The organism is Salibacterium lacus, assembly GCF_042684865.1.
Classification (GTDB): Bacteria; Bacillota; Bacilli; order Bacillales; family Marinococcaceae; genus Salibacterium; species Salibacterium lacus.
In genome coordinates this window covers 23,071-38,681 of sequence record NZ_JBHUML010000005.1, presented here as the reverse complement: position 1 = coordinate 38,681, position 15,611 = coordinate 23,071, and the positions used below count along the sequence as shown (strand labels likewise).

General features: G+C 47.1%; 17 protein-coding genes, 1 pseudogene and 1 riboswitch. Of the genes and pseudogenes, 12 read left to right on the top strand and 6 right to left on the bottom strand.

The genetic code is table 11. The annotated features are described in order from the left end of the window. Positions 1–209: 209 nt before the first annotated feature. Complete coding sequence (locus ACFSUB_RS13270; protein ID WP_380713752.1) at positions 210–431, bottom strand: hypothetical protein; 222 nt, start codon at positions 429–431, stop codon at positions 210–212. 391 nt (positions 432–822) lie between these two features. Here ACFSUB_RS13270 and ACFSUB_RS13265 point away from each other — a divergent pair, with 391 nt between their 5' ends. The 3 genes from ACFSUB_RS13265 (at position 823) to ACFSUB_RS13255 (ending at position 5,103) form a co-directional block, all read left to right on the top strand. Further along, entirely contained in the window at positions 823–2,235 is a 1,413-nt protein-coding gene (locus tag ACFSUB_RS13265; protein WP_380713751.1) for a DEAD/DEAH box helicase, read from the top strand. A 113-nt stretch (positions 2,236–2,348) separates the two neighbouring features. Next, a complete protein-coding gene (locus ACFSUB_RS13260) occupies positions 2,349–4,244 on the top strand; it encodes an ABC-F family ATP-binding cassette domain-containing protein (protein WP_380713750.1) in 1,896 nt (631 codons plus the stop codon). A gap of 70 nt (positions 4,245–4,314) precedes the next feature. Then, a complete protein-coding gene (locus ACFSUB_RS13255; protein ID WP_380713749.1) occupies positions 4,315–5,103 on the top strand; it encodes a TerC family protein in 789 nt (262 codons plus the stop codon). A 126-nt stretch (positions 5,104–5,229) separates the two neighbouring features. Here the strand turns inward: ACFSUB_RS13255 and ACFSUB_RS13250 are convergent, their stop codons facing one another. Further along, entirely contained in the window at positions 5,230–5,862 is a 633-nt protein-coding gene (locus tag ACFSUB_RS13250) for a superoxide dismutase family protein (protein WP_380713748.1), read from the bottom strand. Positions 5,863–6,104: 242 nt separating this feature from the next. Between ACFSUB_RS13250 and ACFSUB_RS13245 the strand changes: the two genes are divergently transcribed. Both ACFSUB_RS13245 and ACFSUB_RS13240 read left to right on the top strand, forming a co-directional pair. Next, positions 6,105–6,299, top strand: coding sequence for a hypothetical protein (locus tag ACFSUB_RS13245; RefSeq protein ID WP_380713747.1), 195 nt, complete (start codon positions 6,105–6,107; stop codon positions 6,297–6,299). Between the two features lie 28 nt (positions 6,300–6,327). Continuing rightward, entirely contained in the window at positions 6,328–6,885 is a 558-nt protein-coding gene (locus tag ACFSUB_RS13240; protein ID WP_380713746.1) for a 3-dehydroquinate synthase II, read from the top strand. Between the two features lie 18 nt (positions 6,886–6,903). Here the strand turns inward: ACFSUB_RS13240 and ACFSUB_RS13235 are convergent. Further along, positions 6,904–7,344, bottom strand: a pseudogene (locus ACFSUB_RS13235) (peroxiredoxin-like family protein); the annotation flags it as partial. A gap of 399 nt (positions 7,345–7,743) precedes the next feature. Between ACFSUB_RS13235 and ACFSUB_RS13230 the strand changes: the two are divergent. The 6 genes from ACFSUB_RS13230 to ACFSUB_RS13205 all read left to right on the top strand — a co-directional run bounded on the left by ACFSUB_RS13230 (position 7,744) and on the right by ACFSUB_RS13205 (position 13,092). Further along, a complete protein-coding gene (locus ACFSUB_RS13230) occupies positions 7,744–9,582 on the top strand; it encodes a cation:proton antiporter (protein WP_380713745.1) in 1,839 nt (612 codons plus the stop codon). Positions 9,583–10,359: 777 nt separating this feature from the next. Continuing rightward, positions 10,360–10,683 (top strand): DUF2325 domain-containing protein, encoded by a 324-nt coding sequence (locus tag ACFSUB_RS13225; RefSeq protein WP_090927049.1) that lies wholly within the window; start codon positions 10,360–10,362, stop codon positions 10,681–10,683. A 20-nt stretch (positions 10,684–10,703) separates the two neighbouring features. Next, positions 10,704–11,192, top strand: a complete 489-nt coding sequence (locus ACFSUB_RS13220) for a hypothetical protein (protein ID WP_380713744.1) — start codon at positions 10,704–10,706, stop codon at positions 11,190–11,192. A gap of 148 nt (positions 11,193–11,340) precedes the next feature. Next, complete coding sequence (locus ACFSUB_RS13215; RefSeq protein WP_380713743.1) at positions 11,341–12,237, top strand: diacylglycerol/lipid kinase family protein; 897 nt, start codon at positions 11,341–11,343, stop codon at positions 12,235–12,237. A gap of 85 nt (positions 12,238–12,322) precedes the next feature. Continuing rightward, positions 12,323–12,412: riboswitch (cyclic di-GMP riboswitch) on the top strand. A 33-nt stretch (positions 12,413–12,445) separates the two neighbouring features. Further along, positions 12,446–12,565 (top strand): anti-repressor SinI family protein, encoded by a 120-nt coding sequence (locus ACFSUB_RS13210; protein WP_380713742.1) that lies wholly within the window; start codon positions 12,446–12,448, stop codon positions 12,563–12,565. A 200-nt stretch (positions 12,566–12,765) separates the two neighbouring features. Next, entirely contained in the window at positions 12,766–13,092 is a 327-nt protein-coding gene (locus ACFSUB_RS13205; RefSeq protein WP_090927063.1) for a helix-turn-helix domain-containing protein, read from the top strand. A 55-nt stretch (positions 13,093–13,147) separates the two neighbouring features. Here the strand turns inward: ACFSUB_RS13205 and ACFSUB_RS13200 are convergent, their stop codons facing one another. The 3 genes from ACFSUB_RS13200 to ACFSUB_RS13190 form a co-directional block, all read right to left on the bottom strand. Then, positions 13,148–13,282: an anti-repressor SinI family protein gene (locus tag ACFSUB_RS13200; protein ID WP_380713741.1), complete on the bottom strand. Its 135-nt coding sequence runs from the start codon at positions 13,280–13,282 to the stop codon at positions 13,148–13,150. Next, complete coding sequence (locus ACFSUB_RS13195; RefSeq protein WP_380713740.1) at positions 13,272–13,643, bottom strand: helix-turn-helix domain-containing protein; 372 nt, start codon at positions 13,641–13,643, stop codon at positions 13,272–13,274. The genes ACFSUB_RS13200 and ACFSUB_RS13195 overlap by 11 nt, the downstream gene beginning before the upstream one ends. A 723-nt stretch (positions 13,644–14,366) precedes the next feature. Further along, a complete protein-coding gene (locus ACFSUB_RS13190; RefSeq protein ID WP_380713739.1) occupies positions 14,367–14,543 on the bottom strand; it encodes an SE1832 family protein in 177 nt (58 codons plus the stop codon). Positions 14,544–14,724: 181 nt separating this feature from the next. On the opposite strand from ACFSUB_RS13190, the gene ACFSUB_RS13185 reads away from it, so the two are divergent. Continuing rightward, positions 14,725–15,561, top strand: a complete 837-nt coding sequence (locus tag ACFSUB_RS13185) for an ABC transporter ATP-binding protein (RefSeq protein WP_380713738.1) — start codon at positions 14,725–14,727, stop codon at positions 15,559–15,561. Positions 15,562–15,611 lie beyond the last annotated feature (50 nt).

Below are 15,611 nucleotides of genomic sequence, written 5' to 3'. Positions count from 1 at the left end.
CACATTCTCTTCCAATCTATTATCCTATTGTAAACAAGAATGACACCGATTACAAGAACAGATACGGTCATCTGATGACTATATTACTAAATCATCCGTTTTCCAACTTTTGAGGAAATACAATGAAATTCTTTTGAAGCAGGACCAGAAAAAAACAGAATGATAACCAAAAGAAGCCTGTTTCCCTCAACAGGGAAACAGGCCGTTTCCTATAAAAATAATTTGTCTTCAAAATCGTGCAGCCGGTTAGCCATCGTGACGATGTATTCCTGCTTGTAATAGGGGTGCACATCTTCTGCCAGTTCTTCTTCCGTTCCTGCGTAATGAATGTTGGTATTACCGGCCTGCATTCGTTCGATAGTTTCGGAAGTGCCGACAGTAATCTGCCGCTCCGTACCATTATAAAGATAGGCGAACTTTTTACCCACCATAAACAGGCCTCCTTTATATATGCCATCTTTGAACACTGTATCCATCGATACATCAGCTTGATGAATCTATTTTCAGTATAGAATTAATTTTTTAATAATTCAAGTTTCAGTACATTAAAAATCTGTTACAAAGTGTAAAATATAGATGTAGCGGGAAAGATTTATTTGTGTTATGATTAAATAATAATAAAACGTAGCGATGTTTTTGCATAAGGATAGCGTACATGTTGGAGAAATTGTATCCCTTATAAAGAAACCGGGGTGCAGTTTTTTTAGGTCGTTGGAAGTATATTCCTGGAAGCTGCAGCTTTTTCCGCTGTGAATGTGGCATCATTTGCACGCATCCGGTAAAAATATAGCTGTATCGTTAAATAAAAGGAGAAATGAAAGATTGACATTATTTTCAGAATTACAGCTTGACAGCCGTATACTACAGGCTGTTCATGCGATGGGATTTGAAGAATCCACACAGATTCAGGCAGAAGTTATTCCAAAAGCCAAGCAGGGACAAGATATTGCCGGACAGGCTCAGACAGGTACAGGGAAGACAGCAGCATTTGGCATTCCATTGATTGAAAAAGTGGCGGATGATGAAAATTCCCCTCAGGGACTGGTTTTGACACCGACAAGGGAACTTGCGGTTCAGGTATCGGAAGAGCTGAACAGACTCGGACAGTACATCGGCGTGAAAGCTCAGGCGGTGTACGGCGGCCAGGATATTTCCCGGCAGATTAAAGCACTGAAGCGGCGTCCGCAGATTATTGTGGCAACGCCGGGACGGTTCATGGACCATATGAGACGTAAGACAATCCGTCCGGAACACATGGATATGGTCGTTCTCGATGAGGCGGATGAAATGCTGAGCATGGGATTCATTGAAGATATCGAAACGATTCTCGGCTCGGTTTCTGAAGACCGCCAGACGCTGCTTTTCTCGGCCACCATGCCAAAGCGTCTGCAGAACGTCATGCAGAAATTCATGAAAAATCCCGAAGAAGTGAAAGTAAAAAGCAAGGGTATGACGGTTTCCAACATTGATCAATACTACATGGAAATACCGGAAAAGCAGAAGTTCGACACACTCTGTCATCTGCTTGATATCACTCCGCCGGACCTTGCGATTATCTTCGGACGTACGAAACGAAGAGTAGATGAGCTGTCGGAAGCCCTCACGCAGCGCGGATACGACGCTGCCGGCATCCACGGGGACTTGAAGCAGCAGCAGCGCGACAAAGTTCTCCGCCAGTTCAAAAGCGGTGCCATCGATATTCTTGTCGCAACCGATGTTGCCGCCAGAGGACTTGACGTCCAGAACGTGACGCACGTGTACAATTTCGACCTGCCGCAGGACCCGGAAAGTTATGTTCACCGGATCGGCAGAACGGGAAGAGCCGGCAAAGATGGTTCCGCCGTCACCTTTTCCACGCCGAAAGAAATCGGACACCTCCGGTTCATCGAAAAAACAATTGATAAGAAAATGAAAAAACAGGATATGCCGACGCTCGAAGAAGCAAGGTACGGCCGTTATCAGCAGGCGGTCAACAAGCTGAAGGAAGCAGCTGAACAAGAGATGCCGGATGAACTGACACAATCCGCGCGGACACTGCTGGAGGAATATGACGCGGTTACACTTGCTGCTGCGGCAATCGGTATGAACACAAGCGAACCGGGGCAAAAGCAGGTACAGCTGACAGAAGAGGCTCCGATGCGTCCGAAGCAGAAAAAAGGCGGCAAACCAGCCGGTGGCAGCAACAAGAGAATGGACCGTTCTAAACGTAAACCACGCCCGAAAAACCGTTCATAATGAACGGTTTTTTTTCCTGTAGAACGCAGGATCTGCCGCTGTTTCAGAAAACAGGCCTACGCATGTTATGATAAGACAACGCGCAGTCCCGCCGGGCGGAAGGAGGAAGAAAAATGAGTGTACTAAGAGCAGAGAACTTATATCAATCGTTCGGGGATAAGACGTTATTTGACCACATATCTTTTGTTATTGAAAATCAGGACCGGATCGGCCTGATTGGAGTAAACGGAACGGGGAAGTCGTCTCTTTTAAAGATTCTCGCCGGTATTGAATCACCGGAACAGGGAGAACTGATTCATGCCAACAGCCTGCAGGTGGAGTACCTTCCACAGGAACCGGAACTGGAAGAAGAATTAACGGTTATCGATCAGATATACTACGGTGAATCCGCTGTTATGAAAACGATGCGCCGTTACGAAAAGGCGCTTGCCGAACTGGAAGAGAACAGTGAAAGTACAGAAGCTCAGGATAAATTGATAAAAGCCCAGCAGAGCATGGACGACGAGCAGGCCTGGGAAGCGAATACGACGGCAAAACAGGTCCTTACCCGCCTGGGCATTACGTCGTTTCGGAAGAAAGTAAAGGAACTGTCAGGCGGACAGAAAAAAAGAGTGGCTATTGCCAAAGCTCTGATTCAGCCGGCGGATTTATTAATTATGGACGAACCGACCAACCATCTCGACAACGAATCGATTGAATGGCTTGAAAATTACCTGTCTTCCTATCACGGGGCTCTGCTCCTTGTGACTCACGACCGTTATTTTCTAAACCGGGTGACGAACCGGATTTATGAACTCGATCAAGGGAGCCTTTATGTATATGAGGGAAACTATGAACTGTTTCTCGAGCAGAAAGCAGAGCGGGAAGCCCGCGAAGAACAGGAGGAAGCCAAGCGGCAGAACATTCTCCGCACCGAACTTGCCTGGCTCCGGAAACAGCCGAAAGCCCGCGGGACGAAGCAGAAAGCCCGCGTCGACCGGGTGGAGGAAATGAAAGATAAGTCCGGTCCGGAAAAGAAAAAGGATGTTGATTTTGCGATTGGATCCACCCGGCTCGGAAAAAAAGTCATCGAAGCAGAAGGGCTTTCAAAAGCATACGGTTCGGTCACACTCTTCTCTCATTTTGATTACCTTGTCACACCCGGAGAAAGGCTTGGCATTGTGGGACCGAACGGGAGCGGCAAAACCACGCTTTTGAATGTGCTTGCCGGCAAAACAGAAGCCGACGAGGGCTGGATCGAACGCGGTCCGACCGTCCGGATCGGGTATTATTCGCAGGAACAGGAAGATCTCGATGAAAATAAACGGGTTATCGAATTCATCCGGGAAACAGCAGAAATCGTCACAACAGCTGATGGAAGAGAAATTACCGCCGAACAGATGCTGGAGCGCTTTTTGTTCCCTCGTCCGCTGCAGTGGAACTACATTTACAGACTCTCCGGCGGAGAACGACGGAGATTGTACCTCCTGAGTGTGCTGATGGAAGAACCGAATGTATTGTTTCTCGACGAACCGACAAACGACCTCGATACGCAGACGTTAAGTGTTCTCGAGGATTACCTGGATCAGTTTCCGGGGGTCGTTATTACCGTATCCCACGACCGTTATTTTCTCGACCGGGTCGTGGATGCGCTCCTTGTTTTTCAGGAGAACGGCACGATTGAGCGGTATCAGGGCAACTACAAACAATTGATGGAGGAACGAAAAGAAGCGGAGGCCGCCGCAGCCGCCGCTCCGAAACAAAAAACAGAGGAAAAACCGAAAGCGTCCCGTAAAAAAATGTCCTACAAAGAGAAACAGGAATGGGAAAACATCGAATCCAAAATTGAGGAGCTGGAGCAGGAAAAAGCTGCCGTTGAAGCGGAAATAGAACAGGCGGGAAGCGATTTTGAAAAGGCCCGGGAATGGATGGAAAGGCAAAAAGAACTCGAGACGGAAATTGAAGAAGCAGTAGAACGTTGGACGGAGCTTTCCATGATTGCCGAAGAGCTTGAAGAAACGAATAACTAATACGCCTGCTCTGCATAAACTTAACCCTGAGAAGGTAACCTAGGGAGAGTATTGATGAAGGAAGATGATTATGGAAGCAGGAGTATTGATGGAATACGGCTGGGTGCTGCTTGTCCTGATTGTGCTGGAAGGCATCCTGGCTGCCGATAACGCGCTCGTTCTGGCAATTATGGTAAAAGGACTTCCGGAAAAACAGCGGAAAAAAGCCCTTTTTTACGGATTGGCCGGAGCATTTGTGTTTCGTTTTGCGTCGCTGTTTGTCATATCGTTTCTCGTCGATGTCTGGCAGGTTCAGGCTGCCGGCGCATTGTATCTCTTATTCATGGCTGGAAATCATATCGTACGGAAAGTCTGGCTGAAAAAAGATAAGTCCCCGGAAGAAAAGGCCGAAGAAAAGAAAGCCGGTGCGGCCGGCTTCTGGGGCACCGTGTTGAAAGTGGAAATCGCGGATATCGCGTTTGCTGTTGACTCTATTCTCGCTGCGGTCGCCCTTGCTGTTACCCTCCCGAATACGCCGATCGGCAATATCGGCGGTCTCGACGGAGGCAAATTCATCATCATTTTAACAGGCGGGCTGATCGGTGTTATCATCATGCGCTTTGCGGCAACATTGTTTGTGAAACTGCTTAAGCAGCGTCCGGGGCTTGAAATCGCTGCTTTTATGATTGTCGGCTGGGTCGGCATTAAACTTGCCATTTACACACTTGCGCATCCGGCACTGGCTGTCCTGCCGGAAGCGTTTGCCGAATCCACCCCGTGGAAAATTACGTTTTACAGCGTGCTCGTTCTAATAGCGCTTGGCGGCTGGTTTCTTTCCGGTAAAAAAGAAAACGATGATGAAAAAGGGTCCCCGGCCTGAGCTGTCACGGTTTTTGTGACGGCTTTTTTTGTCTGGGTCTCCCGGCCGGACGCACTTTGTCATTGGACGAAAAAAATCCCCCGCCCGCAGAGCAGGCTGCGGATGGGGATTGGCTGGGTGGATGGATCAGGCGCCGGCAGGTTTAACAACGCCGCATGATATTCTGCTGCCGGAGTCTCCTGTCATGAGCGTCTGCTTGTCAGGACCGGGCTCACCCGTTTCAGCTTGAATGTAGCGGTCTGGAATATTGGCAAAATTGTTCGGTCCGTCGTGGAGAATGACAGCAAGATTTTCGTTGACCAGCTGCTCCGGTGTGATCCGGTCGAGTGCGCCCGCAAGGTAGGCGGAGCCGTTGGTCATTCCATACAGCGACGGCATATCCCCCACGTGGGAGCCGTGGCTTGTGCCGCCGGGATTGAAATGACCTCCGGCAGTGGTGAACGGCCCGTCTTCTGCATTTGCTTCACAAAGCCCGGTTTCATGAATATGAAATCCGTGAAACCCTTCCGGAACTCCTTTCTCAAAAGAAGCCTGCATCATGACTCCGTCCTTTTTTTCATAAAAACGGACGTGCCCGATTTCTGTTTCTTCTGTATTTATCATTTCGGCTTCTGCGATGGGGCTGTTCTGCACAGAAGGGTGGTCGGAAGAGACTTCTTCTGCTTCCTGTTCCGGCATGCTTTCCTCTTCAGGCGGAGCACATCCGGCAGCTGCGGCTAACACTGCGGCAGCGATCAGACTTTTACCTTTTTTAAACATCGTTTCGTCCTCCTTCATGACCATCCTTGCCATCCCGCTCTTTTTTTATTCCAGTGCCAACATGTATCAAATGCCTGTTATTACTGGAGGTATATAACCAGAAACGCATCCTCGGTCCATCCTGATCTGTCTGAAAACAAAAGGAAAAAACAGTCATGTTTTCTCTGAAAAAAGATGATGAATAAAAGAAGGTGCGTTATACTGTGTATAGGTTGAAAAAGGAATAACGAAGGTGATTACAGGTGAAAAACATATTAAAAATCATGACCGGTATCTGGTTTATTCTACTGATGTTTCAGGTATTAACTTCATTCGCGGTGACGATTGCCGGCGCACCCGATATGGTAACAGTCCTGATGACAGCCGGATTTGCAGTGGTCGTTGTACGTGAATTCAAGCGCGGTATTATCCGGGAAATGGAACAGGACTCTACGTGATCATGAAAACGCAGAAAGGAAGATCGATGTGCCGAACGAAGAAAGCAAAGAGAGCTTAACCTATGGAACGGTAGAAAAGATAACGCCGATTGGTCAGGGCACAAGGGTATGCATCGATACAGCGGATATTTTGACCCCGACTGAAGGAGTACTGGCGGGCAACACCGGTCACGGATACGTGCTTCTTCTGTCGGAAAACCGGGAGTCAAATACATATCCGCCTCGTTCGTTCCGGATTAACGCAGGCGGCCTGCACCAATACCTGTATCAACAGGGCAGCACCCGCTACCTCGAAGAAGTACGCGGCGGAGATACACTGATCGTTTACAATGGAGCGGAATCAAAAGGGGTTCCTGTCGGAAGGGTGAAGATGGAAAAACGCGACCTGGTACGAATCGAGGTGAACGCCGGCGGAGTTCGTTTGTCAGCTGTGCTGCAGGATGCTGAGAGTGTCTTTATGCTGCAGGAGGATGGAACGGCTGTTTCGATTAAAGAAGTGAAAGAAGGCGCCCGGATATCCTGTTTTTTGGATGAACCCGGACGTCATCTTGGGGAAAAAATAGAAGAACAGATTAACGAATATTAATACGGGATAAGCCCCGCTTTACGTTATATATTTGTCGGCTGCCTGTTTCAGCTCTTCGATGGAAGCGTGGTTTTCCGGAGAATCATCAATATGCTTCCATTGAAGCCTGCTTTTGGCATCAAATAACCACGCGCCTCCCTGAATGAATACGTCTGATTTCTGCATGGAGGCTTTGACAACTTTTCGTTTATCCTTCTCCTGGGGGAGCATATCTTTGACTTTCCCGGTGAGTGATCCGAGAACAGCCTTGCCGAGCAGTTTCACCCGGTTCATGCTTTGATGCCCAAAGCCCTGGAATGCTTCTTTATCCGGATCGGCATATAAAGGAAACGGGTAAGGGCCGTACGCTTCTTCAAATTGGGAAAGCAGCGTAACAGAAGCCGGGAAAATGGTAATTAGTTTCACACCGTGTTTCTGCTGGAAATCGTCTGCATGCTCACGCAACTGCGCGAGAAAATCTCTGCAGTATGGTCATCCGGGGTGGCGGAGAAAAATAACAAACGCCGGTGTCCCGGCTATTCTGTTTTCCAGGTGGCAGTCCGCACCGTCTGTTTTTTTCAGTATATAGTCGGTATCCACTACTCAACCTCCTCATTTCATCTACACTCCATTGTAAAGTTTTTATGAATCAAAGCCAATGGATTGAAAAAAACCCTTTTGGTGTTGTATTGTTTTGTTTCGGGCATCATCACACGAACAACGACATACACGTATATCATTTCACATATAAACACGTCATTTGCACTACAGCATACCGCTGTCTGCATATCGGATGTATCTGCAGCGCTTGAAAAAAAGAGGGAACTGCCGGCTGAAGCGCTGTTTTCATGTCACACGAAAGAGAGAGAGGAACCTGATATGTTTGATTCAATTTTGTCCCACCTAATGCTGATTGGAGTACTTGGGATAGGGTCACAGTGGTTTGCATGGCGTTTTCGCATGCCGGCGATTGTCGTCATGTCGGTGGCGGGTCTTTTGGTCGGTCCGATTTTTGGTGTCATGACGCCGAGTGAGGATTTTGGTACGCTGTTTAATCCTATTATATCAGTAGCTGTAGCCATCATCTTATTTGAGGGAAGTCTGAACCTGGATTACAGGGAAATCCGGGGTCTGGGGAAGTCAGTATACCGGATTATTACATTGGGGGCTTTTCTGGCCTGGATTTTCGGTTCATTGACCGCTTATTTTGTGGCCGATTTATCATGGGCCGTTTCCTTCGTCATCGGAGGACTTTTTATTGTTACAGGACCTACTGTCATTCTCCCGCTTCTGCGCCAGGCCAAACTGAAGGCCCGCCCGGCCGCGATTTTGAAATGGGAAGGGGTGGTAGTCGATCCTCTGGGAGCGCTTCTGGCCGTTTTTGCATTTGAAATCATTCAATTTCTAACGGTGGATTCTGTAACGGCAGGCGCGCTTCTCCTGTTCTTTCTTGCCTCCCTGTTTGCCATTGCCATAGGCTGGGCATGTGGACGCGGCATCGGCTGGATGTTTGAGACGGGATTTGTGCCTGAGTTTTTAAAGTCACCGATTGTTTTTACTGTTGTGATCGCCTGCTTTGCTGTGGCCGATGAAGTCATGCATGAAACCGGGCTGCTTGCGGTGACAGCGATGGGGATGACGATGGCAAATATGCACATTGCTTCCCTGAGCGACATGAGACACTTTAAAGAAAATATCTCGGTGCTGCTCCTATCCGGAATCTTTATTATGATTACCGCTTCCCTGGACCGGGCCACGCTGCTTCAGGTGTTTGATCCAAGGATTATGACGTATGTCCTGTTAATGCTGGTCATTGTGCGTCCTCTGTCGATTTGGCTTTCCACGATCAACACGGAGCTGTCGTTTAAGGAAAAAGCCCTGGTCGGCTGGATTGCCCCGCGCGGCATTGTGGCGCTGACGGTTGCCGGCTATTTTGCAAACGTGCTGGAGCAGGCAGGCTACCCGGGGGCTTCTATCGTTACACCGCTGACCTTTGCGCTTGTGTTCGCCACGGTATGTGCGCATGGTTTCTCCATTGGAGCACTGGCCCGGAAGCTGGGGCTGTCACTGGAAGGAAAACCCGGGGTGATTATCGTAGGCGGCAGTGCTTTTACGACAGCCCTTGCCAAAACGTTGAAATCGATGAACATTCCGGTTCTTATCACAGATACGTCGTTTGAGCAGCTGTTTCATGCAAGAGCGGAAGGGGTACCGTATTACCGGGGCGAAATTTTGTCGGAGCAGACGGAGTATTACCTGGATCTAACCCCGTACGAAAAATTAATTGCTGCAACGGATAAAGATTCCTACAATTCTTTGGTCTGTACGACGTTTGTTCCGGATATCGGCCGGAATGACCTTTTCCAGCTCAGCTGGCACGATCCGGACAAAGAACATCCGGATGATCTGGTCCTGCGGATCGGCGGACGCATTCTGTTTGAAAAAGGCGCTACCTATACCGAACTGAACCGCAAGATTGAACAAGGATACTATTTTGTGCAGACGAGGCTTTCCAAGCAGTATACGTATAAAACATTTCTGAAGGATATTCAGGCGGATACACTGCCGATTCTTAATTTTAAACCTACCGGCAAGTTTGATTTCTTTACGAGCGAGGCACCGCTGAAACCGGAAGCCGGTGATACGATTATCTGCATGGTACCGCCGGTCAAGTTGCTGGAAGCCAATGAAACGTCCCATGAACAACATGATGAATAACAGTCGAGTTTGGGACAAAACTTCTATAAGATAGAAAAATACCGAACGATTTAAAAAAAATCGTTCGGTATTTTTCGTAGCTGAGACCAGCCGCTGCGCCAACATGCTTCGCTTTTACTCCGGAGCACAAGGGTGGCATCGATTCGCCGTGTTTTCTTTGCCCCGGGCACGACCCCGCGCATCGGATCAGCGGCTTGTCGAAACCGACGATCCCGGCCGTATGGATGCAGAAAAAGGCAGGTTGGATGGACGGTGGTTTGTATAAAATGGAAGCGTTTGTTTGTGGCGTTCAGGTTGGGTGTAGGGACATTCGTCGGGAATGTGTCATAAGGCACTTTGGGGGATCATGCAGCCTCTTAAACGTCGCTGGACATGGCTCATGAGGCACTTTAGAGGGTCCGCTCCCATCAAAACGTCATCATGCATGATTCATAAAGCACTTTAGAGGGTTTCGTCCACCCGTAAACGTCATCAGGGACGAATCTACGTTGCATTCAGCGGGAAAACGAACGGGCCAACGCAGCAAAGAGCCCGTGCCTCGTGCTGTTCGGAGCAGAAAGCAACCGGAACATTCGTGTTATCTACCGCTTCATGTCCTTTTGTGCCAGACTCTTTTGTAAGAAAGGAATGTTAAGGCGCCGGTACGTTCCGTCCGTACAAGGATTTTCTGAGATACGGGCGCTTTCGCTTTTCTTGTTGACAACGGAAAAGAAAACCAATAGACTTTAGGTAAGAATTATTGAGAATGATTATCATTATTGTCGGAGGTGCTTTCCGTTGGATACGTTAATGATTGTAGGGGCGGACAAGTTGGGTGCCATACCGAAGCGGCTGCAGGAGGCGGGATTTCAGGATATTTCCCATGTGAGCGGCAGAAAAGTGAAAATGGTGCATAAAAGCATTCCTGAACACGTGGATCTGATATTGATTCTCACTGACTTTATCAATCACAACATGACGGACAAACTCAAGCGCAAGGCAAAAGAACAGAACGTTCCTGTCTGTTACGCAAAGCGGTCGTGGTGTTCCATCTATAAAACACTCGTAAACTCAGAGGAAATCTGCCGGAAATGTCCGGCAATCAAGAATATGTCACAATAATCAGCCGGGGAGGAATACCGATGAACGAGGAACCGGAATACATGCAGCATGCTATGCAGAAAAGCCCGGGCTGCAGCGTGCAGAGCTATTTTAACATGGTACTGGAGACACTTGCCGCCGGAGATAAACGTACATCCGCTGAGCTGCTGCGTTTGATGAAAAGAAACTGGAAACTCGTTTCCGTTGACCAATTTTCTGATATTTATCAGTATATAGTTTCTCTTCCTGTTATTATGGATGAATTGCTGAAACTCTTCTCCGCTTTTCCTCTCCCCGGGGAATACTTCCAGGAACAGGTGGAAGATGTACTCGTTGCAGGGTGTATGCTTTACGAACAGAAGAGAGCAGAAGCATGGATGTTTATCGACGGTACAAAAGAGCACAAGGATTATCTTCTCTTCCGCGCGGTACACGCATTGGAGCAGAATTTTCCTGACATATCCTGGACGCTCACAGCTTGCGATCCACTTTCGGGAGAGCGCTTCTGCCGCAGAAAATACATCCCATAAGACATATCATCTGGTGAAAATATCCATAACGTCTCCCATTTCCTTATGTGGAATGGGAGCTTTTTGTCGAAGCTGGTCGACTGAGTTTACAAACATCATTTTGAAGGTTACATTAAAGTGAAGATTACTTTGCAGAAGGATGAACGGAATGTACGAAAAAGCACTGATGCTCATCAATGGGAATGCCGGGCCGTCATTTATTCAAAAAAATATCGAGCTCACAGCAGGGATATTAACCAGTCATATTGAAGAAATGGTTATCCGAAAAACGCTGTACAAGGGTCACGCAGAGGAGGTGCTGCAGGAAGAAGGGCATGAGTATCAGCTCATTATTATATTGGGCGGTGACGGCACGGTTCATGAATGCGTGAACGGACTTGCTGCCCTGGAACACCCGCCAAAGGTCTGCATTCTTCCGGGTGGAACATGTAATGACTTTGCGAGGATGCTGGCTGTCCCCCAAAATATAAAGAGAGCCGCTGAAAGCCTGATGAATGGAACAACGAGATACATCGATATCGGTACGATGAATGAGCGCTTTTTTGCTAATTTTTACGGAATCGGCCTGATTGCACAGACTTCGGAAAATATTAATGGAGACTGGAAGAATAAGCTCGGAAAAGTAAGTTACCTGCTTAGTGCGCTTCAAACATTCACGAACCCCGAGCCGTTTGGGTTTGAGTTAACACTCGACGGGGAGACCGTGGAGGACGAAGGGGTTATGGTTCTTATCGTTAACGGTAATTTTATCGGAGCATCACAGCTTCCGTTTCCGGGAATTGTTGCGGATGACGGCTGGTTCAATGTTTTTATCGTCAGCCAGGGCGGGGCATCGCTGCTGAGGGAATACCTGACGGCAAAAAATCCATTTGCCTGGGATCCTAAACCCACGGATGTGAAACATTATCAGGCCCGGCACGTAAAGCTTGATACCCCGCAGCAAATGAAAGCAGATACGGACGGGGAGATTTACATGAAAACACCGGCAGCTATTGATAATCTGCCTTCCCGTATTCCTTTTCTTGTACCGGATGCGCCAATGTAAATCGTCCGATAGGAAAAAAGAACGTGTGACAAAAGAGTCGGCACTGCAGAAGGGAACCATAAACACCGATGCACAAAAACCAACCTTGAGAAAAAGGCAAATCTGTCGAAAGACAGGGACGCAAAGTCACAGGCCTGTCGTCATATCCAGTGACTACGGCGGCTGGGCTGCCTAAGGCATTCCAATAAGCTTTAGGGGGTTGAATCAAATGCAGAATCCGGAGAAGTTTGATCAAGAATGGGTGATTCTGATGAAAGAAGCGAAAAGAACGGGATTAACGACGGAAGAAGTAAAAGCATTTCTTAACAAAGAGAGCGTAAAATCCTGACAACTAAGAGCCAATCTGCTGAAGGTTGGCTTTGTTTATGCAAAGACGAATCTGCTGCCGCCGGCTGCACGCAAAAACCAGTCTCCGGCCTGTCATTCCATATATTTCAAACGTTTTTGTCGTTCATTATAACAGACATTCATTCGTTATATGTTATAATCATGGCATACAGGTAAAGAAAAAGGAGTCCACCCATGACGATGATTGGAGACAGAGTAAAAAAGTACCGTAAAGAAAAAGACATTTCATTGACAGAACTCGCTGTACAGGCCGGTGTGGCGAAATCTTATTTAAGCGCAATGGAACGTAACATTCAGACGAACCCCTCCGTGCAGTTTCTTGAAAAAGTATCCAGTGTTCTCGATGTACCCGTAGACGCTCTGCTGAAAGATGAAACGGAACAGGAAGAATACGAACTCGATGAGGAATGGCGTTCAATCGTTCAGGAAGCCATGGACTCCGGGGTGACAAAAGAACAGTTCAAAGAATTCCTTGAGTTCAATAAATGGCGCTCTAAAAATAAGTGAGGAGACACTTTATCCTTAAACGGGATAAAGTGTCTTTTTTTGATCCGGATTCCCTTCACCCCGAATAATCTTCTTTACTGCCGGTTAAAAAGACGAGCACTTCTTCAGGAGACAGCCCGATATGCTTTGCCTCATCCATAAGCTCCACCCATTCCCTGTCCAAATGGTGGGTTTCCTTGTTACTGCTCATGTAATTTCCCTCCGTTGTTCTTGTTTTGCTTCGTCCAGTTCACGTATTTGATATAGTCCTGAAAATGTTTAAATTGTTCTTTACTGACTCCCACCTGAATCGCCTGCTCTATGAGAAGAACCCACTCTTCATCGAGCAGCACTTCTTCGTTTTGGAATTCCGGCAGTGTATCCTCAATCAATTCTTCCACCGTTATATCCATAACCGCCGCAATTTTTTTCAGCACATCAATGGATGGATTCTGTTTTACGTTTCGTTCGATATAGCTTAAATAAGATTTGGAGATAGAAGTCTGTTGCGATAAATCCGACAGGGAAAGCCCCTGTGTTTTCCGGTACGATTTTAATTTAGAACCCAGCATATCTCTTTCTCCCCTGCATCTATTCTTTTGTTCATTATATAAAACAATAATAAATTTTCAAAAAATGAAATCTGAAGGAATAAAGAGAAAATATGTTATATAGAACGTAAATCGTTCTATATAACGAAAAACAGAGATATTTAAGGCTTTTCAGGGTGTTTGATTCGTTATATATTATTTATGTATTCTATAAAACGAACAAACAGGAGGAGCTTGAGGATATGGTGAGACTACGGGGAGGTACCTATTATACATGGATCCATGGTCATCTGGTGGTGTTGTTTCATATCAGGGGCAACCGGTGCAGCTTATATATTGACGGGTCATTCAAAGGGAGGGCTCCTTTTTACTACACGAAGGCAAGGATTCATAGGATGAAGCAGAAAAAGGAGTACGGCATCATGTATTATAAGGGGGCAAACATCTGGCAGGAGGGACGCAAAGGAGTGCTTGTTCATGTAAAAGCATGAAGAGATAAGAAACGCTCTCTTTCTTTTCTTTATTGACAACTGGGAATAATATCTCAGACAATAGTAAAAAAGAAATGCTGTATGAAGGAGAGTTCCCATTGTTCCAGCGGATGCTTGTTATCTCCCTGATTCTTATAGTCTTATGTTTCATCGGTTTTTATTTCATTCAAAACAGCCCTGGGTACGCAAACACTGTACCGGCTTTTTATTAAATGAAAGAGAGGAGACCCTGCTGGGCCGTCCTCTCTTTTTTTCATTTTTTCTGAAGAGCCTGGTTGAGTTCTTTCATTTCCGTTTCAATCAGTTCGAGTTCCCGAATGGCCCCGGCAGCATTGCCTCCCACGGTTTCCAATTTATCCAGATCTCCTTGAATACGGATATAGTCCATCTTCAGATTCTGGATTTTTTCTTCAATTTCTTTTCGCTCCATCGTTTCAGCCTCCATTTCGTCTCTGTCCGTAAGATATCATAAGGTGAAGTGTGACTCAATTGATAAGATTTTTCAATAAGTGTTGCAAACAAGAACATAACCCTTTATAATTTCTAATGAAAATGATTATCAATGTTACGGTGTTTTGCGACTTGGAAAAGCGAAAGGGGTATCAGACATAATGAAATTGTCTACCGAGCATATAGCAGTCGCCTATAATGATCAAAATATTATTGATGATATGAACATAGAAGTGCCTGAGGGAGTTATTACCTCCATTATCGGGCCGAACGGATGCGGCAAATCGACGCTGCTCAAAGCTATGTCACGTATTATGAAACCTTCACAGGGCGCTGTTTATTTAAGCGGCCGCAATATACATGAAATGAAAACGAAAGAAGTAGCCAGGGAAATGGCTATTCTTGCTCAGTCCCCTGATATTCCGCAGACTCTTACGGTGTCCCAGCTCGTTTCGTTCGGGCGTTATCCGCACCGCCGCGGAGCCGGACGTATGACAGCCGAAGACAAAGAAGCGGTAGAGAAAGCAATCGAAGATACAGGAATGATGGAATTTAAGGACCGGACGCTCGATGCTCTGTCGGGAGGGCAGCGCCAGCGGGCCTGGATTGCGATGGCTCTGGCTCAGGAGACCGAAGTTATGCTTCTGGATGAACCGACCACGTATCTTGATATGGCCCACCAGCTGGAAATACTCGAGCTGCTCGAGTCGCTTAACCAGAAAGAAAAACGAACCATTGTGATGGTGCTGCACGACTTGAACCATGCCGCCCGTTTTTCCGACCATCTTATCGCGATGAGAGATGGATCAGCCGAACATATCGGCACCGCGGAAGAAGTGATCAGTAAGCCGGTTCTGCGCAGAGTATTCGGCATTGATGCTTACGTCGTGGAAGACCCCCGTACGAAAAAACCGGTCTGCATGACCTATGATCTGGTGGGACGGCATTTGGAATCCGTACCCGACGAAGCAAACAACCAGACACTGGCAGAGGTTTGAAGCGCTTCCTGTGAAACCAAATAAAAGCATACCGTTATAGATAAAAAAAG

Excerpts from the sequence above, each read along its gene's own strand:
- ACFSUB_RS13270 (WP_380713752.1), bottom strand. The coding sequence starts at position 431 with ATGGTGGGTAAAAAGTTCGCCTATCTTTATAATGGTACGGAGCGGCAG.
- ACFSUB_RS13260 (WP_380713750.1), top strand. The coding sequence starts at position 2,349 with ATGAGTGTACTAAGAGCAGAGAACTTATATCAATCGTTCGGGGATAAG.
- ACFSUB_RS13255 (WP_380713749.1), top strand. The coding sequence starts at position 4,315 with ATGGAAGCAGGAGTATTGATGGAATACGGCTGGGTGCTGCTTGTCCTG.
- ACFSUB_RS13250 (WP_380713748.1), bottom strand. The coding sequence starts at position 5,862 with ATGTTTAAAAAAGGTAAAAGTCTGATCGCTGCCGCAGTGTTAGCCGCA.
- ACFSUB_RS13230 (WP_380713745.1), top strand. The coding sequence starts at position 7,744 with ATGTTTGATTCAATTTTGTCCCACCTAATGCTGATTGGAGTACTTGGG.
- ACFSUB_RS13220 (WP_380713744.1), top strand. The coding sequence starts at position 10,704 with ATGAACGAGGAACCGGAATACATGCAGCATGCTATGCAGAAAAGCCCG.
- ACFSUB_RS13215 (WP_380713743.1), top strand. The coding sequence starts at position 11,341 with ATGTACGAAAAAGCACTGATGCTCATCAATGGGAATGCCGGGCCGTCA.
- ACFSUB_RS13210 (WP_380713742.1), top strand. The coding sequence starts at position 12,446 with ATGCAGAATCCGGAGAAGTTTGATCAAGAATGGGTGATTCTGATGAAA.
- ACFSUB_RS13205 (WP_090927063.1), top strand. The coding sequence starts at position 12,766 with ATGATTGGAGACAGAGTAAAAAAGTACCGTAAAGAAAAAGACATTTCA.
- ACFSUB_RS13200 (WP_380713741.1), bottom strand. The coding sequence starts at position 13,282 with ATGAGCAGTAACAAGGAAACCCACCATTTGGACAGGGAATGGGTGGAG.
- ACFSUB_RS13195 (WP_380713740.1), bottom strand. The coding sequence starts at position 13,643 with ATGCTGGGTTCTAAATTAAAATCGTACCGGAAAACACAGGGGCTTTCC.
- ACFSUB_RS13190 (WP_380713739.1), bottom strand. The coding sequence starts at position 14,543 with ATGGAGCGAAAAGAAATTGAAGAAAAAATCCAGAATCTGAAGATGGAC.
- ACFSUB_RS13185 (WP_380713738.1), top strand. The coding sequence starts at position 14,725 with ATGAAATTGTCTACCGAGCATATAGCAGTCGCCTATAATGATCAAAAT.